Origin of the sequence: Arthrobacter sp. HY1533 (genome assembly GCF_027568515.1) — a bacterium.
Classification (GTDB): Bacteria; Actinomycetota; Actinomycetes; order Actinomycetales; family Micrococcaceae; genus Specibacter.
Map to the genome: position 1 here is coordinate 103097 of NZ_JANKZF010000016.1, position 21944 is coordinate 125040.

Genomic DNA, 21944 nt, shown 5'->3' on the forward strand with positions numbered 1-21944 from the left:
GAAGCACTGCGCCCCGGGCCAGCCTCAGGAACTGCCCGTCCGGGCGTGAAGGGGCCCGTGGATCTCGGCATACGTTTCGTTTTGTTCCTCGGTTCCGTCAAAGGCAAGGATGGTGACCTGCGGCCGCTCGCCCACAGGAAGGGCCCGGGCGCGGACCACGCCGGACTGGGCCCGCTCCAACACGGCCACAAGCTGCCGCGCTGCATCCGCCAGGACGGCAGGGGTCAGGTGCGCCTTGCGGTCATCCAGGAGGTCCACCTTGACACCACGCACGCGGGCGGCCCGGCTCGCCGCCAGCACCTCCGGTGTGGCCAGGACCCGGCCGCGGATCTGGTCCCGCAGCCCGGCCTCCAGCAAGGCCAGTTCCCGGCGCTGCGCCTCGGTCACATTGCCGGCGGCAATGGTTTCCAGGGCCGGCCGGGCCAGTTGGTCCAGTTCCCGCATGCCCTGCTCGCGGTAGAGGCTGCGGGCGTGTTCCCGGGCCAGGCGGGTGGCCGACTCCCTGCTTTGCTGCGTGTAGGCCGCGATGTTGCTGCGGCTGCGCCCCAGCATGGAGAGCACCGCCGTGGCGATGACCATCCACATCACAGGTGTCAGGACCAGCGCCAGCGCATCCACCAAAGGCAGCCCATGTGCCAGTGAGGCCCTGAAGTCCAGGACGGCAAACAGGCCCATGCCGAACCATGCAACCGCCAGCCGGTTCCGGAAGGCCAGCGCCACCAGCAGCATCTGGATGGCTCCGTTGTGCCATGCCGTGTAGCCCGGGTGGATGCCGACGGGCAGCACCCCCGTCACCAGCAGATCCATGGCAGCCACGCCGGCCAGCACGGCCAAGGCGGCCGGGAACGGGAGTGTCCGCTGTGCGGTGCGCCAGCAGATGGTGGCCATCAGGGCAAGGCAGATGGCCATGGCCGTGAGCATGGGCCATGCGGAGGTTGCCTTGTGCAGGTTGGCAAGGCCCAGCACCACGTGCACGGCAGGCATGGGGATGGCGAATGCCAGCACCAGCCAGCTATTGATCTTCTGGTCCATGGCCGCCCCTCCCCTGCCGCCACTGCAGCCTCACCAGGGTGCCAGTCTCCGGGGTTGAAATGATCTGGGCCGAGCCGCCAGCACCGTGCATGCGCTCAATGATGGACACCTTCACGCCCATCCGCTCCAGGGGAATGGCGTCGACGTCAAAGCCCGGGCCGCTGTCTTCGACCTCCACGACCACATGGGCCAGTTCCCCGCCGGCCGGCTGGTGGCCTGGAAAGTGCACGCTCAGGCGGATGCCGGCCCCGGGGGCGTGCTTGGCGGCGTTGCGCACAGCCTCCGCCGCCGACTGGTTCAGGGCGCGTGCCACGGTAACCGGAATCGACGCCGGCACGGGCTTGCCCTCACCCGGGGCTTCCACCACGACGGCGGACCCGGCCACCGCGCCAGCGAGCCGTCCCAGCCACTCGTCCAAGGTGACGGAACCGCCGTCGGACGTGCCGTCGTCGTGCGCCACGGCCTCCAGCTGGGCCAGCGCGGCCACGGCGGCAACACGCGCCGCGTCTGCCACCTCCTGGCTGCTGGCCTGGGAAGCCACGATGAGGGTGCTCAGGACGATGTCGTGGGTCAGGGCGTCCAGCCGTGCACGTTCAAGGGACATCGCCTCGAGGCGGGCGGCGCCGGCAAACTTCTCCACGGCATCCACGGCGGCGCGGTCCTGCGCGCGCACGGCCACGCGCAGGGCCCAGATGGGGGCCACGATGACAAGAGTCATGGCGATGGTGAGCAGGGAATCCTGCCACGAATCCGCCCACTGGCGCGAGGTTCCGGCCGGCAAAACCGGAATGATGAACACCAGCACGGAGAAGAGCAGACCGTAGCCCACGGCCATCTTGTTGTTGCGCGCCACGGCCGCAAGCCCCACGCCGGCGCCGGCAATCCCCCACGACCACGGGCGGGCGTCCGGGCTCAGGCCGTTGCCGATGACACCCAGGTGCCAGAGCAGGAAGCCCAGCAGGATCATCCACGCCACGGCCCCGGCGAACAGGCGGCGCAGGTTCCCGCGTTTTTTCGGGACCATGGTGGCCACTGTCAGCACCGGGATCAGGACTACGAACACAACATAGTCAACGCCCATCCGGTTGCCGCCGCCCTGGAGCAGGTCCGGCAGGGCAAGGGCAATCAGCAGCAGCGCAAAGGCCCCGATGGAGCGCGCCAGCACCAGTTCGGTCTGGTCCTCGGTGTTGGGGGTGATGGCGGCCGGGGAGGTCCCGGCACGGCGGGCCTTGCGCGACCGCTCCTGCACGGCGGTCAAGGCCGTGGCACCTCGGCGGTGACGACGCCGTCTTCCAGGGCGCGGTGGTAGAGCTCCAGCTTGGTGGGGGCGAAGCGGCCCGCCGCGGCGTACTTTTCGCGGATCCGCTTGATGTTGGTCCCCACGGTGTTGGCCGAAATGTTCATGCGGGTGGCAATCTGCCCCCGGGTGAATCCGGTGGCGTAGTACCGCAGCGTTTCCCGTTCCCGGTCACTGAGTTCGGCGGCGAGGAAGGCCGGATCGGCGGAAATTGCGGCGGCCAGCTCCTGGTTGTCAATTGTCTGCCCGGCGGCCACAAGCCTGACCAGTTCCAGGGTGGTGCGGATTTCCTCCGACTTGCGGGAGATGCCCGATGCCCCGGCTGCGAGGGCCTCGCGAATGTCATCCGAGTTGTCCCCAATGCTGAAAACCAGCACGGGGTAGCCGGCGGCCAGCACGGCCCTGACGTTCTCCCCCGGCCGCGAACCGTCCGACAGCGAGAGGTCCAGCACCACGACGTCGAACATGTTGGGCGGGCCCTGCAGCAGGGCCCTGACGGTCGAGGCCTCCCCAATGACTTTGACGGGCTTGGTGGAAATCTTCGCCTCGAGGGCAGCGCCTGCCGAGAAGCCAATGCGCACCACTTCGTTGTCATCAACAATGCCAACACGAATGACGTTGCCAGGCATCGGGCCCCCTTCCGCAGCGAAACCAGTAGTGGACAGCCTAGGTGCGGAAGGTCACATTCCCGCTGTCTGCGCCGGTCCCCGCGGAATGATTACGCCATTCGATGTTTTAACTGATCCTGGCCTTCTTTGTTTTTGTCCCGTGGAAACTGGGCAGCTTGCCTCGACAGGCTCAACCGCTGCCGTGGCCGGTGGTTGAGCCTGTCAAGATCGGCCGGAGCCGGCCCGCTATGCGTGGGCGCGGCGGCGGATGCGCAGGGCGATGCCGCCAACCAGGAGCAGCAGGGCAGCCGATGACATCAGCAGCATCCCGCTGGCGCCCGTTGAGGCAAGGCCATCCTGGGAATCGCCGGCGGCTGATCCCGCCGGGGCGGTGGTTCCGTCTGTGGGCGTTTCACCCGGCTGGGTTGAGGGCGTTCCACTGGGCTGGGTGCCCGGTCCGTCGACGGCGGCAAATGCAAGCTCCTGCTGGGCAGTGACGTTTCCAGCCACATCCGACGCGCGGAACAGGATAGTTGCGGCGTTGCTGCCAACGGCAACCGGTGCCGTGTAAGCCTGCCAGGTGGCCCCGGCATCGCTGCTGAACTCCAGTGCCGCGATGCCTGAACCGGCGTCCGTGGCCGTTGCCTTCGCAGTGCGGCCCTCTGCCATGGCGCCCAGTTCGGGTGCGGCCGTGTCCACCTTGATGGTGCCCAGCGTCTTGGTTTCCTCGGCAGTGCCTCCGCCGTTCACGGAGCGGTAGTCCACCTTCGTCTCCCCGTCGGCAAGGGTGACGGGACCTGAATAGGTGACCCATCCGCCGTCGTTCAGCTGGTACTCGGTGCGGGCACCTGACTCCGCCGCCAGGGCTGCGGCACCTTCCTGGACCGTGAGGGTCAGGGTGGGGGCGGAGGTGTGCCAGCCGCTGGCGGCCGGAGCCGCGATCTGGGCCGTGGTGACGGGGACGGCCCACGCGGCCTGCGTGAGGTTGACCTGGTCAACGGTCCAGAAGGCGCTGTTGGTGCCGGTGTACTTGAAGCGCAGCTGCGCTTCCTTGGCGCCGGCGGGAACGTCCACGGGCAGGGTCTCGAACTTGTTGGTGTTCAGCTTGTACGCCTTGACCAGCTGGGGTTCCCCGCCGTCGAAGCTGATGAAGACCTCGCCGGACTGCGGGCCGTCGATCTGGTAGTTGGAGGCGAAGTTCACCGAAGCGGTGGGCCGGCCGTTGAGCGGGAAGGCGGGGCTGACCAGGGTCGAATCGAATTTGCCGGGGGCGTGCGCCTTGTCATCCCACTCATCGGAATCGGCCACCGCGAAGACGTTGCGGTTGCGCACGCTGGTCTCGCGGCCCTGGTTGCGGTCAACGTTGGACCAGAATTCGTCCGTTGCGAAGGACCAGCCATTCCACTCCGTGACCCCTCCTGTGGGCATGGCCGAGTTGTCGATGCTCCAGCCGTCAGGGGTTTCCCGGGTCCAGCCCAGGACATCGGCGGCGACTGCTGTCTCGTCGGCACGGGTCGTGAGCTTCCCGCGGACGCTGTCAAAGGTGTCGGGGACCACCTCGTCGATCGGCTTGCCGTCCAGGTTCCAGGCGGGGTCAATTGCGACGCCCTGGTGCTTGAGGACGGTGGGGGCGATGTCGGTGACCTTGATGTCATGGCGCGTGGAGTTGGCGGGGATGCCGGCGCCCTGGGCGATCACGAAGGACTGGCGTTCCAGCTGGGTGCTGCCGCCGTGTCCGCCCGTGGGCGTGTGGCCGTGGTCGGCGGTGATGACAATGAGCCAGTCCTCCGCGGCGTAGCTGGGGCGGGCCTTGACGGCTGCAAGAATCTCACCGACTTTGGCGTCGGTGACCTTCAGCTGGGCCTGGTAGTTGGCGCTGCTGCTGCCGGAGCTGTGACCGGCGCCGTCGACGTCGTCGAGGTGGACGAACGTGCTGTCCGGGTTGCCGTTCTTGAGGTAGTCCACGGCCTTGGCTGTGGTGTTGTCATCCGAGCCCGGTGCAAGCGCCAGGTCCGTGCCGACGGAGAATATGATTTCCGGAATGGGGCCCCAGGTGCCGGCCACCAGGGTGGAGGTGGCGGGGTCGTTCTGTTCCAGGCGGTCCTGGAAGTTGGTGAACGTTTCCAGATTGTTGCCGCCAAAGCCGTTGTCAACGACGCGGTGCTTGTCGGGCCAGGCGCCCGTGGCGATGGTGCTCCATCCGGGGCCTGACACCGTGGGGGCCATGGGGCTGGCGTACAGGTTGCTGGCTGCCGTCATGCCCGCCGCGCGGACCGACTCGATGGCTGGCAGGGACGTCTTGTCCATGACGCTCACCGATGCCCCGTCCAGGCCGATCACGAGTGACTTCTGGATCTTAGTGCCGGCCGGCAGGCCTTCGTAGGGGGCGCCAGCGTCTGCGGCGGTGGCTGCGGGCGTGAACGTCATGGCCGCCACTGCCACTGCGGCAGTCACTACAAGTGGGCGGACTGCGCGATGTGATGAACGCATGGTCTCTTCTCCGTCTCTGGTGCCCTGGTTGGCACCCTTGAAACGGTATTGAGCCAAATCAACGCCCCCATTTCCGCCGGGTGTGCGCGGCGTGAACACTTCTTGTCAATACAAGCTGTTCACGTTTACCGCCCACGGCTGCCGCCCCGGCCCCGGACATGAACGCCCCCATGGACGCGGCATCACCTGACGTCGCTTTTTCGGCGACCCGGCACCACCTGACGTCGCTTTTTCGGCAACGCGGCACCACTTGATGTCGCTTAACGCCAAACGCTCCAGCACCCGTGTGAACGAGTGCTGGAGCGTTTGTCTTTTCACAGCATCTGCTGATGCGGCGTTGGGAAAAACACGACGTTAAGTGATGCCGCGTCGGGGTTGGTGGGGTTAGCGGAGGCCGACCTTGCGGTGCAGGGCCAGCTGGATGAGCTCGTCGATCAGCTCCGGGTAGTCCAGGCCCGAGGCGCGCCACATCTGCGGGTACATGGAGCTGGGCGTGAAGCCGGGCATCGTGTTGATCTCGTTGATCACCAGTTCACCCGCTGCCGTGTAGAAGAAGTCCACGCGGGAGAGGCCCTCGGCGCCCACGGCGTCGAACGCCAGTGCGGCCTGCTCCTGGATGCGCGCCACGTCGGCCTCCGGCATGTCCGCCGGGCAGCTGAGGTTCACGGCGTCGCCCTGGACGTACTTGGCCTCGAAGTCGTAAAACGCATGGTGGTCGCCGTCAACCATGGCAATCTCGCCCGGCAGCGAGACGCGCGGGGCGTCACTCCCCCGGCCCTCGAGCACGGCGATTTCAATTTCGCGGCCCACGATGCCGGCCTCAATGACGAGCTTGAGGTCGTGCCTGCGGGCCTCGGCGATGGCGGCATCCAGGCCGTCAAGCGAGTCCACCTTGGAGATGCCCATGGAGGACCCGGCACGCGCAGGCTTCACGAAAACGGGGAAGCCCAGGGCTGCAACGCGTTCGCGAACGAGCGCGGGGTCAACCGTCCAATCGCGGTCGGACACGGCAACGTAGGGGCCCACGGCCAGTCCGGCAGCCTCGAAGACCACCTTCATGTAGTGCTTGTCCATGCCAATGGCGGAGGCCAAAACACCGGCACCCACGTAGCGGGTGTCGGAAAGTTCCAGCATTCCCTGGATGGTGCCATCCTCACCCCACGGGCCGTGCAGCAGCGGGAACACCACGTCGACGGCGCCCAGTTCCTGCGGCACGGCGGCCGCTTCCGAGACAACCAACTGGTGGCCGCCGCCCAGGTGCGCCAGCGAAACCGTGGCCTCCCCCGCCGCAACCTCCGGCAGGGCACCCCCCGTGAGGGACCAGCCTGCGATCTCTTCCCCGGCCAAAACCCACTGGCCGTTTTTCGCAATGCCGATCGGGACGACGTCGTACTTGTCCCGGTCAATGGCACCCAGCACGCCGGCAGCGGTCACGCAGCTCACGGCATGCTCGCTGGAGCGCCCACCGAAGAGAATGGCGACGCGAATGGGCGCAGTGGTGGCGGGGGAATCAGTAGTCACGCGTCAGTCGCCTTCGGATTTCAGTTGGCGGGCCAGAAGCAGCGGGCCCAGATCATCGACAGTCAGTTTACCTTCAAGCACGCCCACCACGGCGTTGGTGATGGGCATATCGACGCCCACCTTGGCCGCAAGATCGGACACGGCGCGCCCGGACTTGATGCCCTCGGCGGTCTGCGTCATGCGGTTGTTGACCTCATCAAGGGTGAGGCCCTCGCCCAGCATGCGCCCGGCGGTGTGGTTGCGGCTCAGGGACGAGGAGCATGTGGCCACGAGGTCGCCCAGCCCTGCCAGCCCTGCCATGGTCTCGGCCTTGCCGCCCAGCGCCAGCGCCAGCCGCGTGGTCTCAGCCAGGCCGCGGGTGATGACGGAGGCCTTCGTGTTGTCGCCAACCTTCTGGCCCTCGCAGATGCCCACGCACAGCGCAATCACGTTCTTCACGATCCCGCCGATTTCCACGCCCACCACGTCATTGACGGTGTAGGGGCGGAAGTACTTGGGCTTGCAGATCTTCGCAACCCACTTGGCCGTGTTCTCGTCGGCGCACGCCACCACGGATGCCGTGGGCTCCTGCCGCGCGATCTCCATGGCCAGGTTGGGCCCGGAGACCACCACGATGCGTTCCGCCGGCAGGTCCAGCTCCTGTGCAATGACCTGGGACATGCGCTGGTCCGAGCCCAGCTCCAGGCCCTTCATCAAGCTCACGACGACGGCATCCTGCGCCAGGTGCCCGGCCCACCCGCGCAACTGCTCGCGCAGCGTCTGGGCGGGAACGGCCAGGACCACGAGCTCGGCGTCCGCCAGGACCTCCAGGGCGTCGGTGGAGGCGGATATGTTGGCCGGAAGCTCCGTGGTGGAAAGGTAGCGCGGGTTGCGGTGTTGGTTGTTGATCTGGTCAACAACCTCCTGCCGGCGGCCCCACAGCACAATCTTCCGGTCGGTTCCCGCCGCGGCGTCGCCGAGGATCTTGGCGAAGGTGGTTCCCCAGCTGCCCGCGCCCAAAACCGCGATCTTGGCCGGTGCGTTGCCATCCACATAGCTCACTGGAGGTCCCCTGTTTCTGTTGTGCCGGCGTCGTTCTTGGTCTGTGGCGCTTCTTCACCCTTGGCGCCGCGCTCCACGAAGCGGCCATGGCTGGCCTGCTGGTGGGCGCTGGGGTCCCAGAGTTCAGCCGGGGCCTTCTCTCCGCGCAGGTCCTCGAGCATGGCCGTGATGGCCTTCATGATGACATCCGTCATGGCCTCGAGCGTGGCCTTGTCGGCAGTGCTGCCGGCAAATGCGCCCAGGTCGATGGGGTCGCCCACCACCACATGGACCTTCTTGCGGGGGAAGATCTTGAAGCTCTTGGCGTAGCGCGGGAAGGCCTCCTGCGCGCCCCAGTGGACCACCGGGACCACCTTGGCGCCGGTGCCCAGCGCCAGGCGGGCGGCACCGGTGCGGCCCTTCATGGGCCACAGCTCGGGGTCGCGGGTCAGCGTGCCCTCGGGGTAGATGACCACCGCGCCGCCGCCGTCGAGCACTTCCTGGGCGGCGATGAGCGACTTGCCGGCACCGGCGCCGCTGCGCTCCACCGGGATCTGCTTGGCGCCGCGCAGGGCCGCGCCGAGGACGGGTGTCCGGAACAGGCCGTCCTTGGCCAAAAAGTGCGGCATGATGTTCTGGTTGTAGAGCATGTGCCCCACCACGATGGGGTCAATTTCGGTGCAGTGGTTGGGGACCACGATGAAGCCCTCGTCGCGCGGGAGCTTTTCCAGGCCATGCCATTCCTTGCCCACCACAACGTTCATGAGGGGGCGGGCCACGCCGGCCAGCAGCGCGAAGAACATGCGCGTGCCCAGGGACATGCCCTTGGGCTTGAAGGGGCGCTTGGGCGCACTGCCCTGCCCGGTCATTTGCGCCCCGCCTTGCCGTTGGCCTCAATCACGTCGAAGTCGGCGCCGAGGCCGTCAAGCTTGGCGGTGAAGTGCTCGTAGCCGCGGCTGATCACGTCGATGCCTGTCACGGTGGAGGTGCCCTGGGCCGCGAGTGCGGCGATCATGTGGCTGAAGCCGCCGCGGAGGTCCGGGACGTGGATGTTGGCGCCCGTGAGCGGGGTGGATCCGGAGATCACGGCCGAGTGGGTGAAGTTGCGCTGGCCGAAGCGGCACGGGATGCTGCCCAGGCATTCGCGGTGCAGCTGGATGCTGGCGCCCATCCGGGTGAGTGCCTCGGTGAAGCCGAAACGGTTCTCGTACACGGTCTCGTGGACGATCGAGACGCCCTCGGCCTGGGTCAGGGCCACCACGAGCGGCTGCTGCCAGTCGGTCATGAAGCCCGGGTGCACATCGGTTTCCAGCACGAGCGGCTTGAGTGCGCCGCCCTTGTGGAAGAAGCGGATGCCGTCGTCGTGGATGTCCATGCCGCCGCCGATTTTGCGGAAGGTGTTCACGAACGTCATCATGTCGCGCTGGCTGGCACCCTCGACGTAGATGTCGCCGCCGGTGACGAGTGCGGCCGAGGCCCAGGACGCGGATTCGTTGCGGTCCGGCAGGGCCGTGTGGTCGTAGCCGCTGAGTTCGGTGACGCCCTCGATGCGGATGGTGCGGTCGGTCTGCACCGAGATGATGGCGCCCATCTTCTGCAAGATGGCGATCAGGTCAATGATTTCCGGTTCCGTGGCGGCACCGGTCAGTTCCGTGATGCCCTCGGCGCGGGTGGCGGAGAGGAGAACCTGCTCGGTGGCCCCGACGCTGGGGTACGGCAGGGAGATCTTGGTGCCCTTGAGCCCGTTGGGGGCCGTGATGGAGGTGCCGGAGCCGGTCTTGTCCACGACGGCGCCGAACTGGCGCAGCACTTCCAGGTGGTAGTCGATGGGCCTGTCGCCGATCTTGCAGCCGCCCAGGTCGGGGATGAAGGCGTGCCCGATCGAGTGGATCAGGGGCCCGCACAGCAGGATCGGGATGCGGGAGTCGCCAGCGTGGGTGTTGATCTCGGCGCTCGAGGCCTTCTTGGCGTTGGCCGGGTCCATGGTGAGGTCGCCCGTGACGGGGTCCTTCTCCACAGTGATGCCGTGAATCTGCAGCAGCGAGGTGACCACCTCGACGTCCTTGATTTCCGGGACGTTGCGCAGCGTTGAGGGCGTGTTGCCCAGCAATGCCGCAACCATGGCCTTGGGGACCAGGTTCTTGGCGCCGCGCACCTGGACGCGTCCCTTGAGTGGAACACCGCCTCGGACTGTCAGAATTCTGCTCATCGTCACCTAATCCTCTGTTCCACCTACACGTCCCGAAGCTGCCGGGACCTCAGACAAGCATAGTTTCTCGGCTTCGGATGCCGAAATGATCCCGCACCGGCTGTGGTGCACGCCTCACGGACCCGGATCCGGGGCTGGCCGTAATGTTGCCGCGATCGGGCCGCTTCGCTGTGGGCCGAGGCTACGATGGGCCTACTCGCGGGGGCTTGGCGGTTGCCGCGATTCATGGACTGGGTCTCACAGGCAAGCGAACCTTTCCGGGCTGCTGGGGCGGCCCGGGGAAACTGCGAGTTTCGAAGGCGGGCTGTCATGAATTTCCAGCGGGACAAATTACGGCGAAGTGGAATGGCCATGGTCCTTGCGGCTGCCGTGGCGCTATGCACGGCCTGCAGCCTGCTGGGCACAAGCCCGGACACCCCCGGCGGACCGGCGGCTGCGCCACCGCCACCCACTGCCACATCCACACCCTCGCCCACCCCAACGGCAGCCGCAACACCGCCGCCGCCCACCTGGGCGGAAACGCTTGGCGCCCTGAAGCCGGGCGTGGCCCGGATTTCCGTCACCGGCTGCGACTTCGCCGCCGTCGGCACGGGCTTCCAGGTGGACGACACCCATGTGGCCACGGCGGCGCACGTTGTTGAGGGCGCGGCCGGGATTACCGTGGCCATCAACGGCCAGGTGGTGACCGCCACGATTGCCGGCATGAATGCCGATGAGGACCTGGCGCTGCTGGAGACCGCGGCGGCTGTGACCGGACACCATTTCAGCTTTGCGGCGCAGGATCCGGCCGAAGGCACGGACATCAGCGTGCTTGGCTATCCCCAGGGCGAGAACTACACGGCCGACAGGGGCGTGGTCAGCGGACTGGACCGCCAAAACGGTCCCGTCTTCAACGGGGTGGGGCACATCCTGCAAACCAGCGTCACCATCAATGGCGGCAACAGCGGTGGGCCGCTGGTTGCCCTCGACGGCAGCGTGGTTGGCATTGTCCGCGCCACCCGCACCGGTGTCGTCGACAACGGGCAGGTGTACAAGCAGTCATTCCAGGGCACCAACTACGCCGGTTCCGGTGCCGCGGCCGGGCCCCTGGTGTCTGCGTGGCAGAAGGAGCCGGCACCCGTTTCGCTGGCCCGGTGCAACAACACGGGCGTGGCAACGAACAACCAAATCACCGTCAAGGTCGACACCCCGGATGAGCGCGGCATCCAGGTGGCCCAGAGCCTGCTGATCCACGGCCAGGCCATCAACAGCGGCGCCTACCAAATGGCCTACAACGTTTTCACGCCCCAGGCCCAGGTGGACCAGCACGGCTACGCCTACTGGAGCAAGGACATGAACTCCTCCTATTGGAAGGACATTGAGGTCGCCGACATCAGAAGCACCGGCCCCGGCGTGATCACGGCGAATGTGAGCCTGCGGACCACCCAGGACCCGGCCCAGTCCAGCGGCGGGCAGCAGGCCTGCTCCATCTGGCACATGCAGTACACCATGGAGTGGGCCACTGTGTGGTGGGAGATCTCCGAGGCCAAGGCCACGTTGCCGGCGGAACCCTGCTGAGGGGCACAGCACCCAAGGCGGCCGCACGGCGTCGAACGTGCCGCGGGAAACAGCAAGGCCGGCCCGTCCCGCAAGGGGACGGACCGGCCGTGGGATGCCGTAAGGCTAGAACTTCGCCGGCAGGGTGGTGGGCTTGTACGCCGGGCGGGTTGCCTCGTAGGCGGTGATGTCGGGCTCGTTGCGCAGCGTCAGGCCAATGTCGTCCAGGCCCTCCAGCAGGCGCCAGCGGGTGTAGTCGTCCACCTGGAACGGGGCCACAACCGTGCCTGCGGTGACCATCTTGGCCACCAGGTCAACGGTGATCTCGGTGCCGGGGGCTTCCTCCAGCACCTTCCAGATCAGCTCGATGTCATCCTGGGCCACCTCGGCGGCAACCAGGCCCTGCTTGCCGGAGTTGCCGCGGAAGATGTCGGCAAAGCGGCTGGAGAGCACGGCCTTGAAGCCGTAGTCCTTCAGCGCCCAGACGGCGTGCTCACGCGAGGATCCCGTGCCGAAGTCGGCGCCGGCAACCAGCACCGAGCCTGCCTTGTACGGCTCCTGGTTCAGGATGAATTCCGGGTCCTTGCGCCAGCTGGAGAACAGGGCGTCCTCGAAGCCGGTGCGGGTGATCCGCTTGAGGTACACGGCCGGGATGATCTGGTCCGTGTCAACGTTGCTCTGGCGCAGCGGGACGCCAACGCCGGTGTGGGTTGAAAACTTTTCCATGGTGTGGCTCCTTACGCTGAGAAAGCGGGCTGGTCGAGGTCCGACGGCGAGCTGAGGGTTCCGCGGATGGCGGTGGCGGCTGCCACCACGGGAGAGACGAGGTGTGTGCGCCCGCCCTTGCCCTGCCGGCCCTCGAAGTTGCGGTTGGAGGTGGACGCGCAGCGCTCGCCCGGTTCCAGCTGGTCCGGGTTCATGCCCAGGCACATGGAGCAGCCGGCAAAGCGCCACTCGGCACCGAAGTCCAGGAACACCTTGTCCAGGCCCTCTGCCTCGGCTTCCAGGCGGACGCGGGCCGAGCCCGGAACCACCAGCATGCGGATGTTGGGGTCCTTTTCGCGGCCGCGGATGATGTCCGCCGCTGCGCGCAGGTCCTCGATGCGGGAGTTGGTGCAGGAGCCCAGGAACACCGTGTCAACACGGATGTCCTTCATGGGAGTGCCGGCCACCAGGTCCATGTACGTCAGTGCGCGCTCGGCGGCGGCCTTGGCGTTTTCATCGCCGAAGTCGCTGGGGAACGGCACGGTGTCGCTCAGGGAAACACCCTGGCCGGGGTTGGTGCCCCAGGTGACGAAGGGGTCCAGCGTGTTGGCGTCCAGGAACACCTCGGCGTCGAATTCGGCGTCGTCCTCGGTGTTCAGCGAGGACCAGTACTCAACGGCGGCATCCCAGTCTTCACCCTCGGGGGCGTGTGCACGGCCCTTGAGGTAGTCGAAGGTGATCTGGTCCGGTCCGATCATGCCTGCACGGGCGCCGGCCTCGATGGACATGTTGCACACGGTCATGCGGGCATCCATGGACAGGGCGCGGATGGCCGAGCCGCGGTACTCGAGCACGTAGCCCTGCCCGCCGCCGGTGCCGATCTTGGCAATGACGGCCAGGATGATGTCCTTGGAGGTCACGCCGGGTCGCAGCGTGCCTTCAACGTTGATGGCCATGGTCTTGAACGGCTTCAGCGGCAGCGTCTGGGTGGCCATGACGTGCTCCACCTCGGAGGTGCCGATGCCGAACGCCAGGGCACCCACGGCGCCGTGGGTCGAGGTGTGGGAGTCGCCGCAAACAACTGTCATGCCGGGCTGGGTCAGGCCCAACTGGGGGCCCACCACGTGGACAATGCCCTGCTCAGCGTCGCCCAGGGAGTGCAGGCGGACACCAAATTCGGCGCAGTTGTTGCGCAGCGTCTGGATCTGGGTGCGGCTGGTGAGGTCGGCGATCGGCTTGTCGATGGCCAGCGTGGGGGTGTTGTGGTCCTCCGTGGCAATCGTGAGGTCCGGGCGGCGCAGCGGCCGGCCAGCCAGGCGCAGGCCCTCGAAGGCCTGGGGCGAGGTGACCTCGTGGATCAGGTGGAGGTCAATGTAGAGAAGGTCCGGCTGTGCAGCGTCGCCTTCGCCCTCGCCCTGGCGGACAACATGGTCGCGCCAAACTTTTTCAGCCAGCGTCTTGGCGGCCCTGCGCGGGGCAGCAGCTGCCCCTTCCACTGCGTCGGTCGCAATTGACTCGCTCACAGCAGCTCCCTTCACTTGTTGAACACCTCCCCCGGCCACCGCATTCTTATAGAATTCAGGTGTCTCCGGAGGTGTGTTCGCCGGTTTGTATATCCCCACTGTTCCAGCCCGATCCGGGTGGAAGCCAGCTACTCGATTTGCATCTCACATAATGAGACGTCAATATCATTACATGGACAATTCTAGTGGCGTTGGCGTCATCGATAAAGCGGCTCTTGTGCTTGATGCATTGGAAGCCGGCCCCACAACCCTGGCGCAGCTCGTTGCAGCCACCGGTTTGGCCCGGCCCACCGTGCACAGGTTGGCACTAGCCTTGGTACATCACCGGCTGGTCAGCCGCGACATGCAGGGCCGTTTTGTGCTCGGCAGCCGGCTCGTGGAGCTCGCCTCGGCCGCCGGCGAGGACAGGCTCATTGCGGCCGCCGGACCTGTTTTGCTGCAGCTGCGCGACTCCACCGGCGAAAGCGCACAAATTTTCCGCCGCCAGGGCGATTCCCGCGTCTGCGTGGCCTCCGCCGAGCGGCCCATCGGCCTGCGCGACACCATCCCCGTGGGCACCCAGCTGACCATGAAGGCCGGCTCCGCCGCCCAGGTGCTGCTGGCCTGGGAGGACCATGAGCGCCTGCTCGAGGGACTGCACAATGCACGCTTCACCCCCACGGTGCTGGCCGGCGTGCGCCGCCGCGGCTGGGGCCAGAGCCTGGGCGAGCGCGAGCCCGGCGTCGCCTCGGTCTCGGCACCCGTGCGCGGGCCCTCCGGCCGCGTGATTGCAGCCGTCTCAATCTCCGGACCCATCGAGCGCCTGACCCGCCAGCCGGGCCGCCTGCACGCCGAGATCGTGTGCAACGCCTCCCGCATCCTGACCGAGGCCCTGCGCAAGAGCTCCTAGCCCGCGCGGCCACAGGTCCTGCGCATCATTTGCCCTCAACGGCGCGCCACTTCACAAGTGGCGCGCCCTAGGAAGTTAACCGCGCGCAGCTTCGGTGTGGCTGCCCAGGCCACACCCGGTGTGGCCTGTGGCACGGCAATTCCGGCGGCAGGTAGGGTTTGGGCATGAGCAATTTCGCCGTGTTCCTGCGCGGGATCAACGTGGGCGGCATCAACTTGAAGATGGCCGACCTCCGCACCGCCCTGGCCACCCTGCCACTGGGGCGGGTCAAGACGCTGCTCGCCTCCGGCAATGTTGTGTGCTCAGCCGACGTGGGCGCCGTGGAGCTCAAGGCAATGGCGGAAAAGCTGCTGCGGGACACGTTCGGCTACGAGGCGTGGGTGGTGGTCCTTGACCAGGCCCAGGTGGAGGCCATCATCGAGGCCTGCCCGTGGCCGGCCGACGACGCCTCCACCCACAGCTACGTGACGCTTTCCTCGGACCCCGCCGTATTGGACGAGCTGGCCCGGCACGGCAGCGAGATTCCCGGCGTGGAACTGGCCCGGCTGAGCCCTGAGGCGCTGGCATGGCCCGCCGCGGCAGGCGGCACCCTCGACAGCCCGTTCAGCAAGCTGTCGGCACGCCCGCGCTACAAAAGCACAACGACGACCCGCAACTTGCGCACGCTGCTCAAGTGCCGCGATGCGATGGCCGGGTAACCGCGCGGGGTTTCGGCAGGCTTAACCACCGGCGACAAGCTCAACCACCGTGCCCGGCGGCGGCCAGGGCTTCGCGGAAGGACCGGTAGTGGGCCACCTCGGCCTCCGTGGGGTCGACCACAAGCTCCTCCGACACCCCGGCAACACTCTCGCGCAGCCGGCGCCGCGCCTGCGTGGCCCGGCCGCCGGCACCGGCCATGGCCAGGAACTTGCTGGTCAGTGCCAGGAAAATGCCCAGCACCGCGCCGCCCAGAACCATCAGCGTGGGGACGGGCCAATCCTCAACCTTGGGGGTTTCGGGCACCGGCATCTGGAAATAGCCCAGGCCGGCCAGGACGCCCAGCCAAACCAGGCCGCCCACGGCGACCAGCAGGGCCAGCCACTGGATGACGGAGAACAGGGGCCACCACCACGCACGCGTGTTGGCCTTGAGGTCTGCGCCGGCCACGGCCTGGTCCAGTGCGTCGGGCAACCGGGCCCGGTTGCTGCGGGCGGCCTGGCGGATTGATGCCCGCCACGGGCCCGAGGCACCCTCGCTGGCGGTGTCGGCAAAGCTGCGGACGGCCGAATCGACCTTGGCCAGCTCAACGGCACCGGCCGGAGGCAGCGAGGTTCGGTTGACCTCGCTGGGCCCCTCGCGGCGCAGGCTCAGCCGGCGCAGCGGGTCCTTGCGGAAGCGGGAAATCCAGCGGGTCACGGGCCATCCGGTCTGCCGGGTGGCCTCAAGCTTGTAGGAGGTGCGCACGGCCCGCACCACAGTTTCGACGTGGGCGGCCCCGGCCAGGTCGGTCGCCAGCTGCTTGCGGTCCTGCTGGTGCACGCCCGCCGCATCCCCGTCGCCGGAGACGTCGGCCAGACGCTGGGCGGCAACGGCCACGTCGGCTGCGAGCCGGGCGGCCTGCGCGGCCTTGGCCTTGACCACGGCGGCAATCCGGCGGCGCAGCTCCGGCACGCCCTCCCCCGTCACGGCGGAGACGCCCGAAACGGCCACGGAGCCCAGCCCGTCCCTGTCCAGGATGGCAGAGAGGGATTCCAGCACGGGCTTGACCTCGCCCGCAGCCAGCTTGTCCACCTGGTTCAGGACCACGAGCGTCACGGCCGCATGCGTGGAGAAGGGCCGGATGAAGTCGTTGTGGATGGCGGCGTCGGCGTACTTTTGCGGGTCCACGACCCACACCAGCACATCCACCTGCCCCGCGAGCCGCTCAACAATGCGCCTGTTGGACAACTGGATCGAATCGAAGTCCGGCAGGTCAAGCAGCACCAGCCCGCCGCCGTCGTCCGTCAGCCCCGGCACGGTGCCGCCCTCGCGGCGGTCGGCAACCTCCAGCCAGTCCAGCAGCGGCGTGCTGCCCTCGGGACCCCACACCATGGCGAGCGGTTCGCTGGTGGTGGGCCGGCGGACGGCCACGCGGGCGGCGTCGGTGCCGGCTACTGCATTGAACAGCGAGGACTTGCCGCTGCCCGTGGCACCGAAGAAGCCCACCACCGTGTGGTCAGCGCTCAGCGAGCGGCGGGAGGTGGCGCGCTCCAGGACGTCGAAGACCTCGGACAGGGCGGCGTCGTCGAGGCGGCCCTCGCCCAGCTCCCGGGCGTCGTTGAGCGCGGCGAGCTGCCGGGACAGCGTGGATTCCGCGCGCGCCTGGCGGTGCCGGCTCATGCCTGCTCCCCCGCACCCTGGCCGAGGGTTTCCAGCTCGGCGGCCAGTGCACCCAGCCGGTCCACCCGCGCGCCGGCGGAGTCGTCTCCGGGTCCCAGCCGGTCCAGGAAGCGTTGCTGCTCCCGCTCCAGCAGGGCCACGGTGCGCAATTCCAGGGAACGTCTTGCCTCCTGGGCCAGGCGTCGCACTGCTTCCTCGCCGAACACTGCCTCAAGGAGTTTTTGGCCGACGACGGCGGTGCCTCCGGCGATGCCCACCTCGGCCCCCGTCAGTCCCCCGGTCAGCGAAAAGACAACAACCATGAGGACCACGCCGAGCCCATTGACGCCGAAGGACAGCCACCTGGCCTGTGAGCGCTTGGAGGCGCCTTCCGTGCGGATGAGTGCCAGGACTTCGCCCTGCCAGGCGCGGATCTGTGCGGCAACCTCGTCGGGGAAGTCCTCGCCGGGCGTGGCGAGGTCATCCATGCCCAGAAGTTGGCGGCCCGCGGGGTCCGCGCGCCAGCGCTGGTCTGCATCCTCGGCGGCACGCGCCGCCTGGTCCACAATGACGGCCTGAAGGCCGGTCTCGATGGCCACCTCGACCTTGACGGCGGGCGGCGGCTGCCCCTTGAAGAAGGCGCCGATCCGGTCGCGCAGCCTGCCGATGCCGCTTTCCAGGGCCCGGAAGAACTCTCCAGTTCCCACAAAGTCCTGCCAGCGGGCCAGGACCTCGCCGCGCAGCAGGGTGCCGTCGGAGGTGGCCTTGCTGATGCGCGTCGCGGCGTCGGCAAACGCGGCCCGGACGTCATCGCCCAACTGCGCGCCGGCGTCGTGCTGGGCCTGGACGGCGGCGGAGAGGACCTCCAGGCGGTCCGCCAGCGAACGGACCGTGCCGTTGAGGGTGCGGCGCACAATCTCCGCGCGGCCGGCGGCGTCTTCGCTGATGTTGGTGAGCCAGCCGTTGATGGGGGCCACAGTGGCTGCCGGGAGCATGCCGAGTTCATCGAGGGGTGCCTCGGGGACCACGAACAGCTGGGCGCCGGCCAGGCCTTCCCGGGTCAGCATCTCGCGCAGGTCGGCGGCAACCTCCTGCTCGGCTCCGGGCGGCACGCGGTCCAGGATGACAGCCACCGTGATGTCGCGGGAGGCTGCGTCCAGCAGGAGCTTCCACGGCACGGCATCGGCGTAGCGGTTGGCCGTGGTGACGAACAGCCAGAGGTCGGCTGCGGCGAGCAGCTGGCCTGCGAGTTGGCGGTTGTCGTCGGAAATGGAGTCCACGTCGGGGGCGTCCAGCAGGGCCACGCCCGGGGGCACGGCCGGGTCCGCGACCAGGACCAGCGAGGTCATGGCGCCGGCGTCCGGGGCAACGCCGGCCCGCGAGGCGGGGGTGTTGGCCTTGACCAGCTCGCCGTGGACGCGGTGCAGCGTGGGCAGCACGCGGGTTGAGGTGAACCAGGCACCGTCGCCGGGGTTGTGGAGCAGGATCGGTTGGCGCGTGGTGGGGCGGATGGCCCCGGAGCGCGTCACGGGGTGGCCCACCAGGGCGTTGACCAAAGTTGACTTGCCGGCGCCGGTTGATCCGCCCACCACTGCCAGCAGCGGCGCGTCCAGGCTGCGCCAACGGGGCAGGATGTAATCGTCGAGCTGCCCCAGGGCCGAGGCGGCCGTTGCCCGCGCCTCCTCCACACCTGGCAGGGCCAGCGGCAATTCGAGCACCGCAAGCTCGGCGCGCACGTTTTCGAGCAGCCCAACGGCTGCCTCTTGTACCAAGGCTGCCGCGCCGTTGCTGCCCGTTTGGCTCGATTCAGAGTCGTTCACAGCTTCATCATGCCATTGGGCGGCCGCCGCCAAGGGCAATGTCAGTGAAGAATTCGAGAATTACTTTGGGCCGGGCCGGGGCGCAACTGCACCCGGGCATGCAAAAAGGCCGGGAAGCTTTTCAGCTTCCCGGCCTTCAGATGTGACCCCAGCGGGATTCGAACCCGCGTTACCGCCGTGAGAGGGCAGCGTACTAGGCCGCTATACGATGGGGCCCTAATACATTCACTTTTATCAAATGAACCTCCAGAATACTACCAGAGTTTCAACTCGATCGCCAAGTGAAAGGCGGCTTTTGCAAGCGCTGGGATACCAGGACTCGAACCTAGAATGTCGGTACCAGAAACCGATGTGTTGCCAATTACACCATATCCCAATGGCACGTTCTGCCTTGAATTCCCGCAGGTTTCCCTGGTTCCTTCAGCGGCCCTCGCGCCGGGATAAAACTATACCTGAGAGTTTGCGGAACACCAAAACGGAAAAGGCGTTTTTGGCTGAGTCGTGCGTCACACCCCCTCCGGGGCCGGGAAAATCCCCATGATTGCGGGCAATTGCGCCAGATTTTCAATGGTGCGGACCTGGCGGGCCGCTGCCGCCTCTGCGGAGGCCCTTTCGGACGTCTTTGCGGACGCCGCCAGGGAATCCCCGCCATTTGGCGCCGCCGGCGGCAACAGCGGGGCTTCGCGACCGTCCCGGTTCAGCCACACGCCCTGCAGGCCAGCCCGGATGGAGCCCACGCCGTCCACCATGAAGTTGTCCCCCACGTACAAGGTCTCCCCCGGCAGCGTGCCGATGAGCCGGCAGCCCTCCAGGAACACGGCAGGGTCCGGCTTGGCCACACCCACGGTGTCGATGCCCACCAGGACGGCAATGCGCTGCAGCCCCGCCTGGTCCAGCTTGGCCCGCTGGTAGTCGTGCACATTGTTGCTGACGGCCCCGTAGGGGATTCCGGCGGCGTCCAGCGCATCCAGCACGGGCACCACGTCCGCGAAGGCCCTGATGGACAGGGGCTGGGCCTTTTCGAAGTCGGCGATCCACTGCGCCTCGGCGGCGGCGTCGAAACCGTCAACACCCAGTTGCCCAAAAACGGCCCGGGCCCGGAGCCCGCGCTGTTCATGGAAGGTGAACTCTCCTGCCACGTAGCGGTCGTAGTAGTCGTGCACGTCCGCCATGTACAGCGCAGCGAACTGGTCCCAGTCCGCGGCGCCAAACTCCGGCAGCAGCCGGGCCGAGGCTGCCGTCATGGCATCGGCCATGGCCCGGTAGAGGTCCACGATGGTTTCGTCTATGTCAAACAAAACACCCTTGATCCGCCCGGTGGAGGCAGCGGATTCAAGGGTGTTGTGTGATGCGTTGAGCGTCAAGGGTGTTAGCCCCTGAATGCGCGCAGGCGGGTGAGCGAGGATTCCTTGCCCAGGATCACCATGGACTCAAAGAGCGGCGGGGAGATCTTCCGGCCGGAGACCGCTGTGCGGACGGGGCCAAAGGCGAAGCGGGGCTTGATGCCCATGCCCTCCACGAGCGCGGACTTCAGCGCCACCTGGATGGTCTCGGCATCCCAGGCCTCGAGGGGCTCCAGGGCGGCAAGGGCGGCATCGAGGATCTCGGCCAGGTTTTCCGGCAGGCCCTTGAGCGCATCTTCGGCGACGTCAACGGCGTCGTCCTTCTTGAAAAGGAAGGCAATCATCTCGGGTGCCTCGCCCAGCAGGGTGATGCGCTCCTGGACCAGCGGCGCGGCCTCGGTGAGGATTTCCTCCTCGCGCGGCGTCAGGGTCTCCCCCACCAGCCCGGCAGCCTGCAGGTACGGGACCAGGCGGTTGCGGAAGTCCGTGGGCTCGAGCATGCGCACGTGCGTGCCGTTGATGGCCTCGGCCTTCTTGATGTCGAAGCGTGCCGGGTTGGCCACGACGTCCTTGACGTCAAAGTGCTCCACGAGCTGCGCCACGGTGAAGATGTCCTCGTCGGCGGAGAGCGACCAGCCCAGGAGGGACAGGTAGTTCAGCAGGCCCTCGGGGATGAAGCCGTTGTCGCGGTGCAGGAACAGGCTCGCCTCGGGGTCGCGCTTGGAGAGCTTCTTGTTGCCGGCGCCCATGACGTAGGGCAGGTGGCCGAACAGCGGCATGTACTCGGCAACGCCAATGGCGTACAGCGCGTGGTACAGGGCCACCTGGCGGGGCGTGGAGGACAGCAGGTCCTCGCCGCGCAGCACGTGGGTGACACCCATCAACGCATCGTCGACGGGGTTCACCAGCGTGTACAACGGCGCACCGTTGGGGCGGACAATTGCGTAGTCCGGAACTGATCCTGCCTTGAAGGTGATCTCGCCCCGCACCAAGTCATTGAACGTGATGTCGGCATCCGGCATACGCAGTCGCAGCGCCGGCGCGCGGCCCTCGGCCTTGAAAGCAGCAATCTGCTCGGGCGTGAGGTCACGGTCAAAGTTGTCGTATCCAAGCTTAATGTCCCGGCCGGCCGCCTTGTGCCGTTCTTCGACCTCTTCGGGTGTGGAATAGGACTCATAGGCGTGCCCGCCGGCAAGCAGCTTCTCGATGACACCCGTGTAGATGTCCCCGCGCTGCGACTGGCGGTAGGGCTCATGCGGGCCGCCCACCTCAACGCCCTCGTCCCAGGTGATTCCGAGCCACTTCAGGCCGTCGAGCAGCTGGAGGTAGCTTTCCTCGCTGTCGCGCTTGGCGTCGGTGTCCTCGATGCGGAAAATCATCTTTCCGCCGGTGTGCCGGGCGTAGGCCCAGTTGAAGAGCGCCGTGCGGATCAGGCCCACGTGGGGCGTTCCGGTGGGCGAGGGGCAGAACCGCACCCGGACTGGGGTTTCGGCGGTGACAGTGGGGATTGAGGCAGCGTTAGTCATGATGGATCCAGTTTAGCCTTCCTGCGGATTGCCGCCCGCACTGCTGTGTTTCCCCTGATGCACGACGTCGGGCACGGCACCGTGGGTG

The 21944-nt window shown here is 67.4% G+C and carries 17 protein-coding genes and 2 tRNA genes; 3 read left to right on the plus strand and 16 right to left on the minus strand.

The window, feature by feature from the left end:
- Positions 1 to 24 precede the first annotated feature (24 nt).
- The 8 genes from PCK14_RS13100 to murA all read right to left on the minus strand — a co-directional run bounded on the left by PCK14_RS13100 (position 25) and on the right by murA (position 10177).
- Positions 25 to 1032: a hypothetical protein gene (locus PCK14_RS13100; protein WP_269938949.1), complete on the minus strand. Its 1008-nt coding sequence runs from the start codon at positions 1030 to 1032 to the stop codon at positions 25 to 27.
- Positions 1013 to 2281: a sensor histidine kinase gene (locus tag PCK14_RS13105; RefSeq protein ID WP_269938964.1), complete on the minus strand. Its 1269-nt coding sequence runs from the start codon at positions 2279 to 2281 to the stop codon at positions 1013 to 1015. Before PCK14_RS13105 ends, PCK14_RS13100 begins: the two co-directional genes overlap by 20 nt.
- 5 nt (positions 2282 to 2286) lie before the next feature.
- Positions 2287 to 2958 (minus strand): response regulator transcription factor, encoded by a 672-nt coding sequence (locus PCK14_RS13110; RefSeq protein WP_269938950.1) that lies wholly within the window; start codon positions 2956 to 2958, stop codon positions 2287 to 2289.
- A gap of 225 nt (positions 2959 to 3183) precedes the next feature.
- The gene (locus tag PCK14_RS13115; protein WP_269938951.1) at positions 3184 to 5391 is read right to left on the minus strand and encodes an alkaline phosphatase family protein; all 2208 of its coding nucleotides are present in this window, start codon (positions 5389 to 5391) and stop codon (positions 3184 to 3186) included.
- A gap of 420 nt (positions 5392 to 5811) precedes the next feature.
- Positions 5812 to 6948 (minus strand): D-alanine--D-alanine ligase family protein, encoded by a 1137-nt coding sequence (locus PCK14_RS13120; protein WP_269938952.1) that lies wholly within the window; start codon positions 6946 to 6948, stop codon positions 5812 to 5814.
- Positions 6949 to 6951: 3 nt separating this feature from the next.
- Positions 6952 to 7989: an NAD(P)H-dependent glycerol-3-phosphate dehydrogenase gene (locus PCK14_RS13125; protein ID WP_269938953.1), complete on the minus strand. Its 1038-nt coding sequence runs from the start codon at positions 7987 to 7989 to the stop codon at positions 6952 to 6954.
- On the minus strand, positions 7986 to 8789 hold the full coding sequence (locus tag PCK14_RS13130; RefSeq protein WP_269938965.1) for a lysophospholipid acyltransferase family protein: 804 nt from the start codon (positions 8787 to 8789) through the stop codon (positions 7986 to 7988). The genes PCK14_RS13125 and PCK14_RS13130 overlap by 4 nt, the downstream gene beginning before the upstream one ends.
- Before the next feature lie 44 nt (positions 8790 to 8833).
- Positions 8834 to 10177, minus strand: a complete 1344-nt coding sequence (gene murA, locus PCK14_RS13135; protein ID WP_269938954.1) for a UDP-N-acetylglucosamine 1-carboxyvinyltransferase — start codon at positions 10175 to 10177, stop codon at positions 8834 to 8836.
- A 351-nt stretch (positions 10178 to 10528) separates the two neighbouring features.
- On the opposite strand from murA, the gene PCK14_RS13140 reads away from it, so the two are divergent.
- The gene (locus PCK14_RS13140) at positions 10529 to 11734 is read left to right on the plus strand and encodes a S1C family serine protease (RefSeq protein WP_269938955.1); all 1206 of its coding nucleotides are present in this window, start codon (positions 10529 to 10531) and stop codon (positions 11732 to 11734) included.
- Between the two features lie 105 nt (positions 11735 to 11839).
- Here the strand turns inward: PCK14_RS13140 and leuD are convergent, their stop codons facing one another.
- A complete protein-coding gene (gene leuD / locus PCK14_RS13145) occupies positions 11840 to 12439 on the minus strand; it encodes a 3-isopropylmalate dehydratase small subunit (protein ID WP_269938956.1) in 600 nt (199 codons plus the stop codon).
- 11 nt (positions 12440 to 12450) lie between these two features.
- Positions 12451 to 13914 (minus strand): 3-isopropylmalate dehydratase large subunit, encoded by a 1464-nt coding sequence (leuC, locus tag PCK14_RS13150; protein WP_269938966.1) that lies wholly within the window; start codon positions 13912 to 13914, stop codon positions 12451 to 12453.
- Between the two features lie 199 nt (positions 13915 to 14113).
- On the opposite strand from leuC, the gene PCK14_RS13155 reads away from it, so the two are divergent.
- Together PCK14_RS13155 and PCK14_RS13160 are read left to right on the plus strand one after the other, a co-directional pair.
- Entirely contained in the window at positions 14114 to 14830 is a 717-nt protein-coding gene (locus PCK14_RS13155) for an IclR family transcriptional regulator (RefSeq protein ID WP_203315162.1), read from the plus strand.
- Between the two features lie 164 nt (positions 14831 to 14994).
- Positions 14995 to 15528 (plus strand): DUF1697 domain-containing protein, encoded by a 534-nt coding sequence (locus PCK14_RS13160; RefSeq protein WP_269938957.1) that lies wholly within the window; start codon positions 14995 to 14997, stop codon positions 15526 to 15528.
- A gap of 40 nt (positions 15529 to 15568) precedes the next feature.
- Here the strand turns inward: PCK14_RS13160 and PCK14_RS13165 are convergent, their stop codons facing one another.
- The 6 genes from PCK14_RS13165 to gltX form a co-directional block, all read right to left on the minus strand.
- Complete coding sequence (locus tag PCK14_RS13165; protein WP_269938958.1) at positions 15569 to 17188, minus strand: GTPase; 1620 nt, start codon at positions 17186 to 17188, stop codon at positions 15569 to 15571.
- Positions 17185 to 18987 (minus strand): dynamin family protein, encoded by a 1803-nt coding sequence (locus PCK14_RS13170; protein ID WP_269938959.1) that lies wholly within the window; start codon positions 18985 to 18987, stop codon positions 17185 to 17187. The genes PCK14_RS13165 and PCK14_RS13170 overlap by 4 nt, the downstream gene beginning before the upstream one ends.
- Before the next feature lie 143 nt (positions 18988 to 19130).
- Positions 19131 to 19203 (minus strand) — tRNA-Glu (locus PCK14_RS13175).
- A gap of 88 nt (positions 19204 to 19291) precedes the next feature.
- A tRNA-Gln gene (locus tag PCK14_RS13180) sits at positions 19292 to 19363 on the minus strand.
- 130 nt (positions 19364 to 19493) lie between these two features.
- Positions 19494 to 20351, minus strand: a complete 858-nt coding sequence (locus tag PCK14_RS13185; RefSeq protein WP_269938960.1) for an HAD family hydrolase — start codon at positions 20349 to 20351, stop codon at positions 19494 to 19496.
- 5 nt (positions 20352 to 20356) lie between these two features.
- A complete protein-coding gene (gene gltX, locus PCK14_RS13190) occupies positions 20357 to 21856 on the minus strand; it encodes a glutamate--tRNA ligase (protein WP_269938961.1) in 1500 nt (499 codons plus the stop codon).
- Positions 21857 to 21944 lie beyond the last annotated feature (88 nt).